The organism is Myroides gitamensis (genome assembly GCF_029894455.1).
Lineage (GTDB): Bacteria > Bacteroidota > Bacteroidia > Flavobacteriales > Flavobacteriaceae > Flavobacterium > Flavobacterium odoratum.
This window is the reverse complement of sequence record NZ_JARYHN010000001.1, coordinates 1,257,238-1,276,235: the sequence shown is the minus strand read 5'-3', so window position 1 is coordinate 1,276,235 and position 18,998 is coordinate 1,257,238. Positions and strand designations below refer to the sequence as shown.

The 18,998-nt window shown below is 34.0% G+C and carries 11 protein-coding genes; 8 read left to right on the top strand and 3 right to left on the bottom strand.

The genetic code is table 11. From position 1 onward, the window contains the following. Positions 1-44: 44 nt before the first annotated feature. The 3 genes from M2306_RS05430 to M2306_RS05420 all read right to left on the bottom strand — a co-directional run bounded on the left by M2306_RS05430 (position 45) and on the right by M2306_RS05420 (position 2,623). The gene (locus tag M2306_RS05430; RefSeq protein WP_259188640.1) at positions 45-545 is read right to left on the bottom strand and encodes a GNAT family N-acetyltransferase; all 501 of its coding nucleotides are present in this window, start codon (positions 543-545) and stop codon (positions 45-47) included. Between the two features lie 494 nt (positions 546-1,039). After that, positions 1,040-1,561 carry a hypothetical protein gene (locus tag M2306_RS05425; protein WP_259188641.1) on the bottom strand — a complete coding sequence of 174 codons (522 nt, stop codon included), beginning with the start codon at positions 1,559-1,561 and terminating at the stop codon, positions 1,040-1,042. Between the two features lie 255 nt (positions 1,562-1,816). After that, positions 1,817-2,623 carry a helix-turn-helix domain-containing protein gene (locus M2306_RS05420; protein WP_236594156.1) on the bottom strand — a complete coding sequence of 269 codons (807 nt, stop codon included), beginning with the start codon at positions 2,621-2,623 and terminating at the stop codon, positions 1,817-1,819. A gap of 289 nt (positions 2,624-2,912) precedes the next feature. On the opposite strand from M2306_RS05420, the gene M2306_RS05415 reads away from it, so the two are divergent. From M2306_RS05415 to M2306_RS05380, 8 genes are all read left to right on the top strand, one after another. Continuing rightward, positions 2,913-4,094: a helix-turn-helix domain-containing protein gene (locus tag M2306_RS05415; protein ID WP_236594155.1), complete on the top strand. Its 1,182-nt coding sequence runs from the start codon at positions 2,913-2,915 to the stop codon at positions 4,092-4,094. A gap of 778 nt (positions 4,095-4,872) precedes the next feature. Beyond that, positions 4,873-6,834, top strand: coding sequence for an OmpA family protein (locus tag M2306_RS05410; RefSeq protein ID WP_259188642.1), 1,962 nt, complete (start codon positions 4,873-4,875; stop codon positions 6,832-6,834). 1,414 nt (positions 6,835-8,248) lie between these two features. Next, a complete protein-coding gene (locus M2306_RS05405; protein WP_259188643.1) occupies positions 8,249-14,221 on the top strand; it encodes a phage tail-like protein in 5,973 nt (1,990 codons plus the stop codon). A gap of 90 nt (positions 14,222-14,311) precedes the next feature. Continuing rightward, positions 14,312-15,583: a T9SS type B sorting domain-containing protein gene (locus tag M2306_RS05400; protein WP_259188644.1), complete on the top strand. Its 1,272-nt coding sequence runs from the start codon at positions 14,312-14,314 to the stop codon at positions 15,581-15,583. A gap of 4 nt (positions 15,584-15,587) precedes the next feature. Beyond that, positions 15,588-16,520 carry a PorP/SprF family type IX secretion system membrane protein gene (locus M2306_RS05395; RefSeq protein ID WP_259188645.1) on the top strand — a complete coding sequence of 311 codons (933 nt, stop codon included), beginning with the start codon at positions 15,588-15,590 and terminating at the stop codon, positions 16,518-16,520. A 94-nt stretch (positions 16,521-16,614) separates the two neighbouring features. Continuing rightward, positions 16,615-17,325, top strand: coding sequence for a hypothetical protein (locus tag M2306_RS05390; RefSeq protein ID WP_259188647.1), 711 nt, complete (start codon positions 16,615-16,617; stop codon positions 17,323-17,325). Positions 17,326-17,392: 67 nt separating this feature from the next. Further along, positions 17,393-18,145 (top strand): hypothetical protein, encoded by a 753-nt coding sequence (locus tag M2306_RS05385; RefSeq protein ID WP_259188648.1) that lies wholly within the window; start codon positions 17,393-17,395, stop codon positions 18,143-18,145. A 41-nt stretch (positions 18,146-18,186) separates the two neighbouring features. Further along, complete coding sequence (locus M2306_RS05380; RefSeq protein ID WP_259188649.1) at positions 18,187-18,834, top strand: hypothetical protein; 648 nt, start codon at positions 18,187-18,189, stop codon at positions 18,832-18,834. The last annotated feature ends 164 nt before the right edge of the window (positions 18,835-18,998 follow it).

Sequence of the window (18,998 nt, the reverse complement as noted above, 5' to 3'; positions counted from 1 at the left end):
CCTAGGGATGGTTTTATACCGATTTTATAAATAGACATATATGCCTAACTGCTTGGTTTTAATCCTTTTTCATAACAGTTAAAAACCCCTTTTCTAAACTGTACGGTACCAACAAATGCGTATCCTTTTTTAAGATACACAGCATTAGCTGTATTATTTAAAGCATAAGCATCAAAGCGAATGGAAGCAAAGTTATTTTCTGTTGCATATTGTTCTGCATATTGAATCATCTGGCTAGATATCCCTTTCCCTTGAGCTGTAGGTTTTACAAAAAGACGATGCATCACAACAAAAGGCGTAGGGGTACTCCAATTTAAATCATTATACTCTATATCATATTCTTGATTTAAGACCATATAAGCCAAAACTTCTCCATTTTCACTGTAGATATAGGCTTGTTTTTTATCTAAATCTTCTTGTATGGTCTTTTCATTCGGATAATGCTCATCCCATTGATCAATATCTTTGGAAAACATATCTTGTTTCACTTGATGAAGTACTTCAACTATTTGATTTACATCACTTACTGCTACTTGTCGTATCATAAATTATTTTCCTCTTTTTACGAAGGTAGATAAATAGGAATAAACCTCATTTCATTCTTCTGTTTTTTATTCAAAACCCATTAATACCAGGCCAAACTATCCATTTTCAAAAAAGAGAACTAGCTACCGAATCATTTTTTTACGTAAAAGATACTCCCCATAACCAGTACACTTAACACCACATAGAGTAGGGTAGGATTGTGATAATACACGAAGATATATTCCACATGACAGGTTCAAATTGACGTAATAACAAGGGTTTAAATGTGTGAAGTAATACATAAACCTATCTTTTGACAAGGAGTTTGGTTAATTTTTTGGATGATGATTCACAGTTTAACTACACAACATTTGATTCATTTTTTACCCTACTTGGCTCTATAGTATAAAATAAGAAATCCCTAACTTGGGATTACAAACCAGTTAGGGATTTTAAGTTATGCAAAATCAAATGTATTTTGATTGCCTTTTATTTTTATAGCTTAAAACAATACCTATTTTCTCATCTCTTGTAACTTAGTATAGGCAAGTTTACATGTTTCTTGTATACTTTTTTGTTTCTCTGGATTGATGGTGTAGTCCTCTTGCCCTTTCTCATTCGTAACTCTAATCTTTTTTATTTTGTTGTTTTGAAGAAAGATTAAATCTTTATCTGATAGAGAATATCCAACGGCTGCTACTACATCACAAGTAGATGGACTTTCTTGTTTGATTGTTTTCACTTCGCCTGACTCAAACAAAATCGATAAATCACTTTTTTTATAGCATTTAGGTTCGGTTGATACAATACCTAAAATAAAGCGGATAAGGGATTCTTTTTTGTCTTTGCTCACATTGAGGTCCATCATAAGAAATATATGATCCGTAGAATCTATAATAATTGTATCATCAGTCAAAGATATTTCTTTACTTTCACTGTTTCGTATTGATATCGCACGCGTTCCCGTAAATTCATCCGTTTCATCAAACATGATAATTTGTGCAAATGAACTACAAGAACAGATTAGCACAAGCATAGTTAAAAGTTTTTTCATCGATTATAATAGTATATTAATTTTAAATTAGTCAAAACAGAAAAAAACAATGAGCTTCTAGTCAGTCCTGATACAAAAGCGTATCATTGATCTTTCTTTTTCAGACTTATAGTAAGTTCGATGAACTTGCTAAAATCAGAGGCTAATTTAACATTTTAATTCATAAGCAAACTAGTACAAAATCAAATCGATTTTACTTTTAAAACCCCATAAATGAAAAGAGTCTACATATGGAGCTTAACGCTCCATTTTATTGCGATACTCCGTTGGGGTACATTTTAAAAATTGTTTAAAATACTTGGTAAACGTACCTCTTGAATTAAAACCACAATCCTCAGCAATCACTTCAATTTTATGATTTGGTTTTTCTTTCATTCGCTTTGTCGCTTGTTGAATTCGATAAAAAGCGACTAAATTATAGTAGTTGGTATTCAACTCATTGTTTATTTTCTTTGATATTTCATGCACGGGAACACCAATTTCCTGACTTAAAGTATCAATATTAAAGCTTGGATTTAGGTACACTGGTGTACTCGTTTCAAAAAAGTGAAGGATTTGTTTTGTTATCTCTGAATATTCTTTTTCTTTAATGAAATCAATCATCAGTGTTTGGAATAGATTGTGTTTTAGATAATTAATCAGAGTTAACACAGAATAGACGAGTATGTAAATTTGGATTAAAATAGAGGTAAATTCCAGAAACGGATTTACTTCACTTAACCCATACTGTACATTTATTAATACGTTGATAAGCACTAAAAATAGCGTAGCAATAGAAGTATGGTGCAAATATAAATGAATCGGCTGATAGCGATATTGGTTGATATTACTGGGTTTTAGGAAGTACAGGATCCCTAGTAAGGTAAGACCAAAAGAAATGAGATAATAGGCATTGCTAGTTATAAATTGCTGTTTGAATAACAGAATCGTACTAACTTCTAAAGCAATTAAAAGAAAATAAAATCTATAACTACTAATATTAATGAGTATTAGAATAAGTTGTACGATAAGGTAAAAATAAACATCCGCATACGAGTACTTCATGTTTATACTTAGCTTAATCCCGATTAAAAGTATAATGAGACATAAGAAAAGTTTCTTCTTTAAGGAGGTGTTAGCTTTGGTATTTAACATTTTTTTTATTTAAAGATAAGGCTTTAAATAAATATGGATATCCTTTTAAGGTACCAATATTCATAAAAAGTCGAATTTTGCGATTTTATTATTGAATAAGTCCGAAAATTTATTAAATTTGATATTGTATTAATATAATTTTAGTGTTAAACATCTTGTCTTTGCTTAATTTATGTTTAATTCTTTACAAATTATAGATATGTATATTCTAATCACTTTTCTTGGTATTCTTATTCTACTAGCTGGAATTCAAGAATATAGACGTTATACAAAAGCTAAAAATTCGCTTATTGATTATGATGCTTTTCGACTTTTAAGTATATTAAGTTATTTGATTTTTATTCAGATCTTATTCGTACTGGGACAATTTTTAATGGTTAAGAATTTTGAAGTTCATCCGCTATGGATCTCTATCTTCATTTTCTATGGGCCACATGTATTTTTATTACTCTCTTATTATCGATATAAGGAAAAACAACCACTGTTTAGAAATTATTTTAAAGATTACTATTATCTCGCTATTTCATTTTTTACGGTCTTTTTCTGCATCTTTTTTCTATCAGAGGGAAATATCGCAATTGATCAAAATACGCTACATTATTTTTTGTACGTATTCATTATTGTCTACCTCTTATTTTATGCAATCAAAAGCTTTTTTATCCTCAAGGAGGAAAACAATCTCTTGAATCAAACTCCTTTGGATAATTTTAAACTGATTAAATTTCTATCATATTTAATTAGTTTTCTGATTATTTTTTCTAGTATCACTGTTATTTCACTCGTGTATAATAATGATCCTATTGTATTTTTCATCGCTATACTACTTAGTTTAATTTGCTTTTATTTTACAGTTCTTTTACTTCGCTATCGCATTTCAACTTCGTTTTTTTTCCAATATGAAGCAAACAATAGGGGATTGGATTACAATGAAGTTGAACTTGCACTCCATTTAGTAAAAGCTGAAGAAGCAAATAAGCCAGAAGAGGAGAATAAAGATCCATATGATGGAAAATATGAGAAAGTCAAATTGAGCGATGAAACATTAGCTCAAATTGATATCAAGGTAAGGCAAGTAATCTTAAAGGAAAAAGCGTATTTAAATGCAGATTTCAAGATTAGTGAATTAGCACATAAAACCAAAATTTCACGTTATTATTTAGCTCAGTACTTTACCTATATTCACCAAATGAGTTTTAGAGAGTATATCAATTCACTTAGAATTAATGTAATATTAGAAACGATTAACAGTCATGAAGATAAAAAGCAATTTACAGCAAATGAACTATTTTATCAAAGTGCCTTTAACTCCAAAGCCTCTTTCTTTAAGAGTTTTAAACAAGTTACAGGGATGACTCCTTTTGAATATATCAAGCTGATCTAGTTTGTTTTATATACAACTTTACTACTATTAGTAAAAAGCCACTACAGTTTAACTGCTAGTGGCTTTTTTAATAGTATAATTTAGCTCTAGCACTTTTATTAGATGCAAAAAAGCGAAGAGCGAACTTCTAGTAGTGATTCCTACCTTCTTAAATCAAAATAGCACAAGTAGAAGTAAGTTTTTGTTTCATTTTTATAATTGCACAACATAATATTTTTAAAATATTTCATCAATTAGAGAAAAAATAAAAAACACAAAACACACTATTTTTCAACACTTTACAAGTTCATTTTTGTTAGGATACTTTTATTTTTTTGTCTTCTTAGCTTAAACGTACTCGATTATAACAAAATAATACCTATCCTTTTGACTTTATCATGAGTTTTGATTTAAGCATAAGACAGATAGTAAAACAACTAGTATTAAACGGTAAAATAAGTAGGTTCATTTTTTTAATTGTTGGAAAAAGGAAGAGTCAAAAAGACAAGTCAAAAACACATTCTATCCTTTCTTTTATTTCGTAAAGAAAAAGGCTTAACGATGAAATTTTAAGTCCACAAGGAGAACATGAAAGAAAAGAGAATCTACAATTGAATTAAAATAAATGCATATTTTAAAGAAGTATTCCAAAAGGATGCTAGGCAGTATTTAATTGTTAGCCGATAAAAACAAAACAACAGCGGCTATTTTAGTTTTGTTAAGTTGTTCGTAGGAATAACAAAAATAGACTCAATTTAAAGCAAATACTTTGAAATTCGTTGGTATAAATGGACAGATTATGAAAAAACAACTACTAAGAATAAGTGTATTAAGCCTATTTTTTTTGGCTGGGGTCAATATGCATGCCCAACGAATAACGGAAAAAAAAGCGGATAAAGAATATAATATCCAAGCTTATAGTGAGGCCATTAAAAGCTATGAACGCCTTACTACAAAAGGATATAGCAATGCGGACTTGTTACAAAAACTAGCTAATTCCTATTATTTTAATGGGAAATTAGCTGAAGCTAATACGTGGTACCAAGAACTTTTTGAAGGGGAGTATGAAGATAAAGGGAAAGAAGATATTCCATCAGAATATTTCTATCGCTATGCACAAACTTTAAAATCAGTCGGGAACTATGAAAAGTCGAGCAAAATGATGGAAGCGTTCACCCGTTTGGAAGCAGCTGATTCAAGAGCTAAGCTCTTTAATTTACATAAGAATTTCTTATCTGAGATTGAGCATAAAGAGGAGCGATATGAAATGAAGCCTTTGGCTTTGAATTCCACCTATTCAGACTATGGAGCAACGGTATTGAATCAACAACTGATTTTTACATCAGCCCGAACTGAACAGACAACGAAGCCTGTTCACGAATGGACAGATGAACACTTCACTAGTTTGTATGCTGCAGAAATAAAAGCTGATGGTGCTTTCTCGACGCCAAAACTATTTGCAAAAGAAATCAATTCTAAAGTAAATGATGCGACGGCTGTTTTTACAAAGGATGGCAATACAATGTATTTTACGCGTAACAATTCCAATAAAAAAGGAAAACAAAAAAATAATACGGATCAATCTTCCTTGTTGAAATTATATAAAGCAACCAAAAACAAGGATAGCGTATGGGGAGAAGTAATCGAATTGCCTTTTAACTCAGATGATTTTAATACAGCCCATCCTAGTTTAACTCCTGATGATAAATGGCTTTATTTTTCTTCCGATCGCCAGGGCACACTTGGACAATCAGATATTTTCAGAGTATCCATTTCTTCAACGGGTGAATATGGAGTAATTGAAAATTTGGGCGATAAAATTAATACCGCAGGGAGAGAATCATTTCCCTTCATTTCAAATGATCAGTATTTATTTTTTGCTTCTGATGGTCATCCAGGATTAGGAGGACTTGATATATTCGTTGCTAAACTTACGGATGATGGCCAGGTAGGACCTGTCAGCAATATGGGAACTCCGTTTAATAGTCCATTTGATGATTTTAGTATTTATCTCGATCCTCAAGCAAATAAAGGTTTCATAAGCTCGAATCGAGCAGGTGGTAGCGGGGGAGACGACATCTATTCTTTTATCGAAAAAATATGTCAGACTACTTTAGAAGGGATAGTTTTTAATTCAGAAACTAAAAATGTACTAAATCAAGCTAAAATCACCATTTATGATAATGAATATCACGTGATTGCTACCCAAGTTTCAAATGAAAAAGGGGAGTATAAAATAGCGGATTTGCTCTGTCATAAAAAGTACCGCATTAAAGCAGAAGCGGCACAGTATAATACCTCAGAGGAAGTACTTGTACTAGAGGCCAAACATCAAGAACGTTCTAAACACAATATTGGATTAGTACCTATCCAAGCAACAATGAATCCAACGGATGATTTAGTTAAAAGTTTAAAACTAAACCCTATTTATTTTGATTTTGATCAGTCAGCCATCCGCCCTGATGCACAAATTGAATTAATGAAAATAGTAGAAGTGATGAAAGCGCATCCAACCCTAAAAGTAGAGGTACGCGCTCATACAGATAGTAGAGGAAAAGATGCGTATAATTTAAGTTTGTCGGATCGTAGAGCAAAAGCAACTGTCCGTTGGATAATTAACCAAGGAATAGAGGCTAAACGCATCACCGGAAAAGGATATGGTGAAACTCAATTACTCAATTCATGTAGTAATGGAGTCCCTTGTTCAGCAAAAGAACACCAAGTAAATAGACGCAGTGAGTTTATCATTCTAAATAGATAAATAAAGCTCGAAATTCTATTGATTTACAGTAAACTACTAGATTACATAAATAAAATGAATGTTGAATGAAAGTAAAACAGCAATACTTTGAAGTAGGTTGAAATAAATGGGCTTAAATTTTGTGTTGCGCCCTGATAAAAAAGGGCTTTCTAAACAACGATCAAAGTATTGTTCTGTTTTGCTTTATCTAATAAAACTAGTAATCTAACGTTTAAAAGAATCGAAAAATAAGGTCATAGTTGAAATGGTGAAAACAATACCTTGAGGTGTTGAAAGGAAAAGGATTTTTTTGCAGATCGTGTTGTTCCTTTTAGTAAGAACTTTCGATAAACCAAAGAGGTATTGTTTAACTTAAATAAATTTCATTTAGACCATTGGGATATAATTTTACTGGCTTCAATTTTTATTGAGGGAGTAATGGAAAAAGACAAATTACGTCAAATTTGTATGGGGATTACTGTAATGACAACAATACCTTGAAGTTTTTGGAGGTTAAAAGGGCTTTATTTAGCTGGTGTTGTCTCTTTTAAATAAAGAACTTCCGGATAAACTAGTAAGGTATTGTGTCGTTTTAAAAAAAGAAGAAGAACTATTCGGTTTGACAAATTCTTTTTTGATTGCAAAGGAAGTTGAATTAAAAATTGGCACACCAGGCAATGACTGGAAAGTAAAACTATTTTTTGAATACATTTTGTAAGAAACTTACTATAAAACAGCGTGTAAACCCTTTGTTTTATTAAAATAATAAATTTCAAAACAACTATTTTTTTCCTACGATCCTGCTGTAGGATCTAAAATTTACAGGTAGCCAAAAAAGAGGGAACATTCATTAGTTTCCCTCTTTAATTTACAACCAATAAGAGTCATTTTTAGTATTACATACATTACATTGATTTGAATCTTGACTTATCTAAAGTCAGATGTTGTTTATGAAAGGGACTTCGTTCAACCAAGTCCCTTCATTAAAAAAAAGAATGTTTAGGTTAGCTATTGAAATATTTTTTTTCACCATCCTGCTGTAAGATGTAAAAATACAGTTGAACTGCTTGAGGAAAGAGAGAGAACCCATAAAGTTCTCTCTTTTTTTGTTTCTATCGTTTCTTATCATTCTATTTTCATTTATTTCTCCCAACATAAACTACCCCATTTGATATTATTCTGTTCGTTTATCTTATTTCAGAACAAGAGAACTAGGACAAAAAAATTGAAGGAAACGATAAATGCAAAAATAGAATTGTTCCTTTTCTCATCCCTTATAAATAGGGGGCTAAGCGAGAGGATATCGAATTGTTAGGGTGCTAAATGAAGGCATTAACAAAGTGTTTTAATTTTGTTAACTTGCGCTAAAGAATAACAAATGTAAACTCTTTTTGAGGTAATTGTGGTGACATTCGTTTGTATAAATCAACGAATTATGAAAAGACAATTACTTTGTGTGGCAGCTTTTTTATTTGTGTTGTCCCTAAAAGCTCAAGTAGGTATTGGTACAAGAACACCAAACAAATCTGCAGAGCTTACGATTATTTCTAAAGATAAAGGTTTACTTATTCCAAGTATAACATTAGAAAGTACAGGTGATACCCAAACAATTTCCAATGGAAATGTAGAGAGTCTAGTAGTGTATGCCAGTAAAAAACAAGGAGATATTCTTCCTGGTTTTTATTATTGGAACGCCACAAAATGGGTACGAATCGTATCCGATGTGGATATTAGTGATTTAGTAATTAAGAATTTTGAAGAAATTGTCAAAAATGAGACGGTTCAAAATCTTATAAATAAAACAGGAGGAAATGTATTTTATGATGGTACACGATTTGAATACCTCGATCGCTCAGGTTCAAAAATCGAATTGCTTTTATCCACTATCGTAAAAGCCAATGAAACGGTAACAACTTTAGTAGCTAATACAGACGGTACCTATACCTATAAATCCGAAAATGGTACTGAAACCATTATCGATATTCCAGCCTCAGTAGCGAACAACTTCGAAACGATTGTCAATACCAATCCAGAGAAAGTAAAAGAGATTATTGAAAAAGTGGCCAAAGAGGTAGAAGGCAATGTGACTTACAATGGAACAGACTTAGTATACAAAGACGGCAACGGAGATGATCAAGTGATTAATCTAGACCAACTGGTAAAAGCCAATGAAACCGTAACAACTTTACTTGCCAATACAGACGGAACCTATACCTATAAATCCGAAAATGGAACGGAAACTATTATCGATATTCCAGCATCAGTGGCGAACAATTTCGAAACGATTGTCAATAACAATCCAGAAAAGGTAAAAGAGATTATCGAAAAAGTTGCCAAAGATGTGGAAGGCAATGTTACCTATAACGGAACGGAGTTGGTATACAAAGACGGAAACGGAGATGATCAAGTGATTAATCTAGACCAACTCGTTAAAGCTAATGAAACCGTTACCACATTACTTGCCAATACCGATGGAACCTATATCTATAAATCAGAAAATGGAACGGAAACCATTATCGATATTCCAGCCTCAGTAGCGAACAACTTCGAAACGATTGTAAACAACAATCCAGAAAAGGTAAAAGAAATCATCGAAAAAGTAGCTAAAGATGTTGAAGGAAACGTAATCTATAATGGAACAGAATTGGTATACAAAGATGGGAATGGAGATGATCAAGTGATTAATCTCGACCAACTCGTAAAAGCCAATGAAACCGTAACTACTTTACTTTCGAATACCGATGGAACCTATACCTATAAATCGGAGAATGGAACCGAAACCATCATCGATATTCCCGCTTCTGTAGCCAATAACTTCGAAACGATTGTCAATACCAATCCAGAGAAAGTAAAAGAGATTATCGAAAAAGTGGCCAAAGATGTTGAAGGAAACGTAATCTATAATGGAACAGAATTGGTATATAAAGACGGAAACGGCGATGATCAAGTGATTAATCTAGATCAATTGGTAAAAGCCAATGAGACTGTAACAACTTTACTTGCCAATACCGATGGAACCTATACCTACAAATCCGAAAATGGTACTGAAACCATTATCGATATTCCAGCCTCAGTAGCGAACAACTTCGAAACGATTGTAAACAACAATCCGGAGAAAGTAAAAGAGATTATCGAAAAAGTTGCCAAAGACGTAGAAGGAAATGTGACGTACAACGGAACAGAGTTGGTATACAAAGATGGAAATGGAGATGATCAAGTCATCAACTTAGATCAATTGGTAAAAGCCAATGAGACCGTTACGACTTTACTTGCTAATACAGATGGAACCTATACCTACAAATCCGAAAATGGTACTGAAACCATTATCGATATTCCAGCCTCAGTAGCCAACAACTTCGAAACGATTGTAAACAACAATCCAGAGAAAGTAAAAGAAATTATCGAAAAAGTTGCCAAAGATGTGGAAGGAAACGTTACGTACAACGGAACGGATTTAGTTTACAAAGATGGAAACGGCGATGATCAAGTGATTAATCTAGATCAATTGGTTAAAGCCAATGAAACCGTAACGACTTTACTTGCCAATACCGATGGTACCTATACCTATAAATCAGAGAATGGAACGGAAACTATTATCGATATTCCAGCTTCTGTAGCGAACAATTTCGAAACAATTGTAAACAACAATCCGGAGAAAGTAAAAGAAATTATCGAAAAAGTTGCCAAAGATGTGGAAGGAAACGTAATCTATAATGGAACAGAGTTAGTCTACAAAGATGGAAACGGCGATGATCAAGTGATTAATCTAGATCAATTGGTTAAAGCCAATGAAACCGTAACGACTTTACTTGCCAATACCGATGGTACCTATACCTATAAATCAGAGAATGGAACGGAAACTATTATCGATATTCCAGCTTCTGTAGCGAACAATTTCGAAACAATTGTAAACAACAATCCAGAAAAAGTAAAAGAGATTATTGAAAAAGTAGCGAAAGAGGTAGAAGGAAACGTAATCTACAACGGAACGGAATTAGTGTACAAAGACGGTAACGGAGATGATCAAGTGATCAACTTAGATCAACTCGTAAAAGCCAATGAGACCGTAACAACTTTACTTGCCAATACAGACGGAACCTATACTTATAAATCGGAAAATGGTACTGAAACCATCATCGATATTCCAGCATCAGTAGCGAACAACTTCGAAACGATTGTAAACAACAATCCAGAGAAAGTAAAAGAGATTATCGAAAAAGTTGCGAAAGATGTTGAAGGCAATGTGACGTACAACGGAACGGATTTGGTATATAAAGACGGAAACGGAGATGATCAAGTGATCAACCTTGACCAACTGGTTAAAGCCAACGAGACCGTAACAACTTTACTTGCCAATACCGATGGAACCTATACCTACAAATCCGAAAATGGTACGGAAACCATTATCGATATTCCAGCCTCAGTAGCTAATAACTTCGAAACGATTGTCAACAACAATCCAGAGAAAGTAAAAGAAATTATCGAAAAAGTTGCCAAAGACGTAGAAGGCAATGTTACCTATAATGGAACAGAGTTGGTATATAAAGATGGAAATGGAGATGATCAAGTGATTAATCTAGACCAACTCGTTAAAGCAAACGAAACCGTAACGACTTTACTTGCCAATACAGACGGAACTTATACGTATAAATCCGAAAATGGTACGGAAACTATTATCGATATTCCAGCTTCTGTAGCCAACAACTTCGAAACGATTGTCAACAACAATCCAGAGAAAGTAAAAGAAATTATCGAAAAAGTTGCCAAAGACGTAGAAGGCAATGTTACCTATAATGGAACAGAGTTAGTGTACAAAGACGGTAACGGAGATGATCAAGTGATTAATCTAGACCAACTGGTTAAAGCCAATGAAACGGTAACAACTTTGCTTGCCAATACGGATGGAACCTATACCTACAAATCCGAAAATGGTACGGAAACCATCATCGATATTCCAGCCTCAGTAGCGAACAACTTCGAAACAATTGTCAATACCAATCCGGAGAAAGTAAAAGAGATTATTGAAAAAGTAGCGAAAGACGTTGAAGGCAATGTTACCTATAACGGAACGGAGTTGGTATACAAAGACGGAAACGGCGATGATCAAGTCATCAACCTTGACCAACTGGTAAAAGCCAATGAGACTGTTACGACTTTGCTTGCCAATACAGATGGAACCTATACCTACAAATCCGAAAATGGTACGGAAACCATTATCGATATTCCAGCCTCAGTAGCGAACAACTTCGAAACGATTGTCAATACCAATCCAGAAAAGGTAAAAGAAATTATCGAAAAAGTTGCCAAAGACGTGGAAGGTAATGTGACGTATAACGGAACAGAGTTAGTGTATAAAGATGGAAATGGAGATGATCAAGTCATCAACTTAGATCAGTTGGTAAAAGCTAATGAGACTGTTACGACTTTGCTTACCAATACGGATGGAACCTATACGTATAAATCAGAAAATGGAACCGAAACTATTATCGATATTCCAGCTTCAGTAGCCAACAACTTCGAAACGATTGTCAATACCAATCCAGAAAAGGTAAAAGAAATTATCGAAAAAGTTGCGAAAGACGTGGAAGGCAATGTTACCTATAATGGAACAGACTTAGTCTACAAAGATGGAAATGGCGATGATCAAGTGATTAATCTAGATCAATTGGTAAAAGCCAATGAAACCGTTACGACTTTGCTTGCCAATACAGACGGTACTTATACGTATAAATCAGAGAATGGTACCGAAACTATTATCGATATTCCAGCTTCTGTAGCCAATAACTTCGAAACAATAGTCAACAACAATCCAGAGAAAGTAAAAGAGATTATCGAAAAAGTAGCCAAAGATGTGGAAGGAAATGTTACCTATAACGGAACGGAATTAGTGTACAAAGATGGAAACGGAGATGATCAAATCATCAACCTTGATCAATTGGTTAAAGCCAATGAGACTGTTACAACTTTACTGGCTAATACAGACGGAACCTATACCTACAAATCAGAAAATGGAACTGAAACTATTATCGATATCCCTGCTTCGGTAGCCAATAACTTCGAAACAATAGTCAACAACAATCCAGAAAAAGTAAAAGAGATTATTGAAAAAGTAGCGAAAGACGTAGAAGGCAATGTTACCTATAACGGAACGGATTTGGTATACAAAGATGGAAACGGAGATGATCAAATCATCAACCTAGATCAATTGGTAAAAGCCAATGAAACCGTTACAACTTTACTTGCTAATACAGATGGAACCTATACCTATAAATCAGAAAATGGTACTGAAACCATCATCGATATTCCTGCTTCGGTAGCGAATAATTTCGAAACAATAGTCAACAACAATCCAGAAAAAGTAAAAGAGATCATCGAAAAAGTGGCCAAAGACGTAGAAGGCAATGTTACCTATAACGGAACGGAATTAGTGTACAAAGATGGAAACGGAGATGATCAAATCATCAACCTAGATCAATTGGTAAAAGCCAATGAAACCGTTACAACTTTACTTGCCAATACGGATGGTACCTATACGTATAAATCAGAGAATGGAACGGAAACCATCATCGATATCCCTGCTTCGGTAGCGAATAATTTCGAAACGATTGTCAATACCAATCCAGAAAAGGTAAAAGAGATCATCGAAAAAGTTGCCAAAGACATTGAAGGCAATGTTACCTATAATGGAACAGATTTGGTATACAAAGACGGTAACGGTGATGATCAAGTCATCAACCTAAACCAACTCGTAAAAGCCAATGAAACTGTTACTAATTTAGTAGCTAATACAGACGGAACTTATACCTATTACAATGAAAAGGACTACGATGCTACAGGTACTTTACTACCAACAGCAACAGGAGTAAGTTTTTCTGGTAGTCCACAAAAAAGCACCTGGAATAAAACCTTATCTGAGGATCCTTCATTTGCTCAAAATGAAAATATATACCGTACAGGGAAAGTATATATTGGATTAGACTCTTCAACGACAGAACCTACATTGAAGGACAATGTTGCTTTATATGTAGAAGGGAATATTCAAACAAAAGGTAAATTTTTCACTACTAGTTCAGTATACGCCGATTACGTTTTTGAAAAATATTTCTTAGGGGATTCGTCAATTAAATCGAATTATGAATTTTCAAGCCTCGATGATATTAAATCCTTCATTTCCACCAACTACCACTTACCAGGGGTAACACCAATTAGCGATTTGGAGAGAAATGAAAATGGCTACCAATTTGATTTGTCTGAATTATCAATTCAACAGCTTGAAAAAATAGAGGAGTTGTTTTTACATCTGATTGAATTTAAAGAGGCTTTAAATGAAAAAGAAGATAAAATTCAACTCTTACTAGAGAAGAATAACGAACTAGAAAATAGGCTTAATGCATTAGAAAGTAGATGAAAAAAGTAAGAATAGAGCAAATAAAATCTACTTATTCATTGACTTTTAGTCGCATTTACCATTGCATATTCATTTTTTAAACAGTTAATTATGAAAAAAGCTTATATAAAACTAACCTTTTTCACCCTCTGCAGTTCAGTTGTTCTGGCCCAAGAAAACCAGTCCAATCACTTTGTAAATATAGGTGAATTAGTAGTTGCCGAAGGTACAATTCTCAGTAGTGACTATGCCTTTGAAAATAGCGCTTTGGGGAATTTTGAAAACCACGGTCAAATTTATTATTACAATGATTTTCAAAATGATAATTTATTCTATCCAGGAACTTTAACTAAAAATGCTAAAGTCTTTTTTTCACCTAAGGATGCTAAAAAAACAATCCAAATTAGTGGAAATAAACTCACTGAATTCCAAAATGTAGAATTTGATCATGCATTTTCAGACCTGGGTTTTAGCTTATCGAATGAAATTTCAGTCAAAGGAGAGTCGAACTTCGTTTCAGGTATTATTCAAGTAGAGGAGGAGAGAGGGATGTTTACTTTTCTATCCAAATCGACAGCGATCAATGCTTCAGACCTCAGCCATGTGAATGGACCAGTAGAAAAACAAGGTTCACAAGCTTTTGATTTTCCCATAGGAGATGGTGGATATCATCGTCCTGCTGCCATTTCAGCTCCAGAAGAAGAAATGGATGTATTTGTGAGTCGATACCACTTAGCTACTGGTGATTTCTTTGAGAAAAAAACCAACCTAGCAGGTGTTATTCAAACACTAAATACCAAAGAATACTGGGAATTAACCCGTTCGGATAACAAAACGAAGGATGTATTATTGACTTTGAGTTGGGACGAACGTACTACTGATCTTGCGTTGTTAAAAGATCCAGAGAAGGAATTACATATCGTTCGATGGGATGAAAAGCAACAATTGTGGGTGGATGAAGGAGGTGTCGTTGATATGTCCAGACGCACTATTACTACAGCAACCCAAGTTAAAGGGTACGGGTATTTTACTTTAGCGTCCGTAAAAACGAATCTGATCCTAGAAGGAGATCTCGTGATTTACAATTTTGTATCCACCAATGGAGATGGCAAGAACGACTATTTCTTGATTGACAATATCAATCGTTTTCCCAATAATACCGTAGAGATTTACAATCGATGGGGAATAAAAGTATTTGATACAACAAATTATGATAGTACGGGTAATGTATTCAAAGGATATTCGGATGGGCGAGTTACCCTGAAAAAAGGAGAGCAACTACCAAGTGGAACCTATTTTTATGTCATCACCTATGAATATGAGGATTCAAGTGGTTCTCGTAAGGTTAAGAAATCTGGGTATTTACATTTAGAAACGAATTAAGGTTATGGAATTGAAAAAGAGAATTATAATTTGGGGATTAAGCCTACTAGGTGTAGGCTTTGTTCCTCCCCTTTACGCACAGCAAGACCCTCAGTATACACAATATATGTACAATACCACGATGATTAATCCAGCGTATGCAGGAAGTAGAGGAACACTGAATGTATTTGGGATGTATCGCACGCAATGGGTGGGTTTAGAAGGAGCTCCTAAAACAGCGAATATATCGATATCCACGCCCTTAGGAGATAGTGGATTGGGGTTAGGGGTTAACTTTATGAATGACCGATTAGGCGCTATGGAAGAAAATAATATCGCTGTGGATTTGGCGTATGCAATCAATATAAGCTACAACTATAAGTTGGCCTTCGGATTAAAAGGAACGGCTAATTTGCTCAACGTAGATTACACCAAATTAACGATTTATCATCCTACAGATCCTGTTGCTCAAGAAAATATTAGCAACAAGTTTAATCCCAATATAGGAGCTGGACTATACCTTTATTCTGATCGAGCTTATTTGGGAATTTCAGTTCCCAACTTCTTAACACAAGATCGTTATGATGATAATGAAGTCAATACAATGCGTCAAAAGGCTCATTTTTACCTGATGGGAGGTTATGTATTTGAATTAGGAAGAGACGTACAATTCAAACCCGCTGTGTTGGCCAAAGCAATTAGTGGCTCGCCTTTACAAGTGGACGCAACAGCGAACTTTTTATTCTATGAAAAATTCACACTCGGAGCGGCTTATCGTTGGGATGCTTCCGTAAGTGCACTAGCTGGATTTCAAGTAACCAAAGACTTATTTGTAGGCTATGCTTATGATTTTGAAACCACCCAACTCCGTCATTACAATTCCGGATCACATGAAGTCTTCTTGCGATTTGAACTATTCAAACGCGGTAGTAGAATTAATGCCCCTCGTTTCTTTTAAAGGAAAAACATCCGAAAAGAGCAGAACAATTAGTACAAACCTAAAATCAACTGGTCAAAGAGACTAGTCTTGATTTTCTTAAAAAAGAATAGATATGGATTTAAAATACAACATGATTATCGGCCTGTTTTTAATCTCTTTATTGAGTTATGCACAAAAAACAGGAATTGGCACAACAGACCCCCTTTCAGATTTACATGTCAATGGGGATGTTAGTATAGCCTCTTCCATTCACGTAGGAGCAACTGCAACTGCAAAAGGAAGTGCTGGGAACACTGGTGAAGTCTTAGTATCAAAAGGCGCAGGGAATAGCCCCCAATGGACCAATCTAGATAATATACTATCGCCTAGTGTTTATCAAGTTCAACAAACCAATAGCATTTTTCTACCTTCAGGATTCAATAAACCCTGGTTAACTGTACCCAATTTAACCAAAACGATAACTATTCCCAAAGGCAAAAAGGCGATGGTTACTTTGGTCTCGCAGATTTGTGTACAACAAACCAAAAACATACTTAACTTAGCAGGTGTTTCATCGGGTATTTTTAAGAATAATGCGATTCTTATTTCAAATACCTCTCAAATTATTCACTCTTCTGGTTTTGTTGAGGAGTTCATTATTATTCCTTTGACTTATATCGAATTCATAGATGCAACAGCACAAGAAGTTCAAGTTAAGTATGAAATCAAAGCCCGCTCTAATTATAGCAATGCTTCCATTGGTGATGAAGATTTACGGGTAATTAATAATCCATTCAGTAGAGGAGATTACTCTTCATTAAACATTTCGATTTTGGTCTTCTAACTCGTTATTTATTCTACTTGTTTTTAGTCTATTTTTTAAAAACCCCTTTAATTCCAAATAGAAAGATATGAAAAATTATATCGTGAATTTTACCCTTATATTCCTGATTTTCTTGCCTACTTTACTTTTTGCACAGGCGAAAACAGGTATTAATACAACTGATCCACAAGCAACTTTAGATGTAAATGGAAACTTAATTGTTCGAACGCCTGAAGTTTTAAACGCTACAAACACGAAATCTTTATATATCGATTCGAATGGATTAGTAGGTGTATTGCCTACGAATACCACAACAATATCAACACCTATATTTTATGCACAAGGAGAAGTTACCAATATTGTATCGACGAATGCCGGCCAAACAACTGCTTTTAATGCTGGAAATACAAATTATATTGTTTTTAAAACAGAAGATATAAAATACAACAAGATTGGGGTAAAGGTAGTAGGCGGTACGTATGAAATTGGAGAGTCGGGAATTTATACCATCGCCTCATCTGTAAATACTTATTTTCTAACTGCCAATGCAGGAGTTGAAATCTTTGTGATGATGGGGATTCGAAAAAGAGCGAGTACTACATCGAGTTGGGAAACCTTATTAGGTACTAGACCAATTATTCGAATGACATTAGCGAATCAAAATACTCCGATTATTTTACCAACAATTAATACCTATCTAGAAAGAGGAACCCAGCTTCAGTTCTATTTTGAACGAAGCCAATATACAGGTGGAGGCGTGCAAGGAGCTGCGATTACTGGGGTATCCATCCAAAGTGCTTATAACACCCCTGGTTTTAGTCTTTCTTTACTCAAATTATAATCCAGTCCAAACTTAGAGCGTTAACTTAAATCTCAATGAAAATGAAAAAACAGGGTTATATCTTGCTGTTCTTGCTGTTGTCCAATCTACTTTTGGCTCAGCCTAAAACAGGAATTAATACAACTAATCCACAAGCAACTTTAGAGGTAAATGGTGATTTAATAGTTCGAGATCTTCCTGTTGTCAAAGAAAAAGAAGCCTTTTATGCCATTGGACATGATCAAAACAATAAAATAGTTTCACTGTCTAAGGATATAACCTCTTATTCTACTTATTTAGGCTTTGCACCTATGGCTCCGACGCATAGGGAAGAACTTCCTTTTACTTTGGAAAATGGGTATATTACAACCTTAGAAGGTTTTGGAATTGGAGCTTGTTATGGTGTCATGATTAAGTTTACTATCTATTTTATAGGGACCACTTATATTGGGGCTGAATTACATGGTATTTCTACCTCAAGAGAGACTAAATATGATGTCGTAACACTTACTTCAACAGCAAGTATTTTTGGCACCTCACTAGAAACTTTAGCCAAAGCAACGGGTTGTACAGCCACATCGGGGCATACCTTATCCTATAATGCGCAAACTAAAAAGATTAGTGTTTCTTTTGCAGATTCACCTACTTATTATCCTAATGCTGGTTTATTTGTCATTAATAAAATCATGAAGGTAAAACAAACCAATTAAGAGATAGATTATACAAGTTAAAAACTTTCTTGCAAATAGTTATTTACAAGGTATAGAAGTACATACTTTTTATTATTGTTGTACTATAAAGACAACGGAAGCGAAGCAGTTATTCTAGTAACTATATTAGTTTTTAAAAATAACTACATTAAAATAAAAAAAAG

Excerpts from the sequence above, each read along its gene's own strand:
- M2306_RS05430 (WP_259188640.1), bottom strand. The coding sequence starts at position 545 with ATGATACGACAAGTAGCAGTAAGTGATGTAAATCAAATAGTTGAAGTA.
- M2306_RS05425 (WP_259188641.1), bottom strand. The coding sequence starts at position 1,561 with ATGCTTGTGCTAATCTGTTCTTGTAGTTCATTTGCACAAATTATCATG.
- M2306_RS05420 (WP_236594156.1), bottom strand. The coding sequence starts at position 2,623 with ATGAAGTACTCGTATGCGGATGTTTATTTTTACCTTATCGTACAACTT.
- M2306_RS05415 (WP_236594155.1), top strand. The coding sequence starts at position 2,913 with ATGTATATTCTAATCACTTTTCTTGGTATTCTTATTCTACTAGCTGGA.
- M2306_RS05410 (WP_259188642.1), top strand. The coding sequence starts at position 4,873 with ATGAAAAAACAACTACTAAGAATAAGTGTATTAAGCCTATTTTTTTTG.
- M2306_RS05405 (WP_259188643.1), top strand. The coding sequence starts at position 8,249 with ATGAAAAGACAATTACTTTGTGTGGCAGCTTTTTTATTTGTGTTGTCC.
- M2306_RS05400 (WP_259188644.1), top strand. The coding sequence starts at position 14,312 with ATGAAAAAAGCTTATATAAAACTAACCTTTTTCACCCTCTGCAGTTCA.
- M2306_RS05395 (WP_259188645.1), top strand. The coding sequence starts at position 15,588 with ATGGAATTGAAAAAGAGAATTATAATTTGGGGATTAAGCCTACTAGGT.
- M2306_RS05390 (WP_259188647.1), top strand. The coding sequence starts at position 16,615 with ATGGATTTAAAATACAACATGATTATCGGCCTGTTTTTAATCTCTTTA.
- M2306_RS05385 (WP_259188648.1), top strand. The coding sequence starts at position 17,393 with ATGAAAAATTATATCGTGAATTTTACCCTTATATTCCTGATTTTCTTG.
- M2306_RS05380 (WP_259188649.1), top strand. The coding sequence starts at position 18,187 with ATGAAAAAACAGGGTTATATCTTGCTGTTCTTGCTGTTGTCCAATCTA.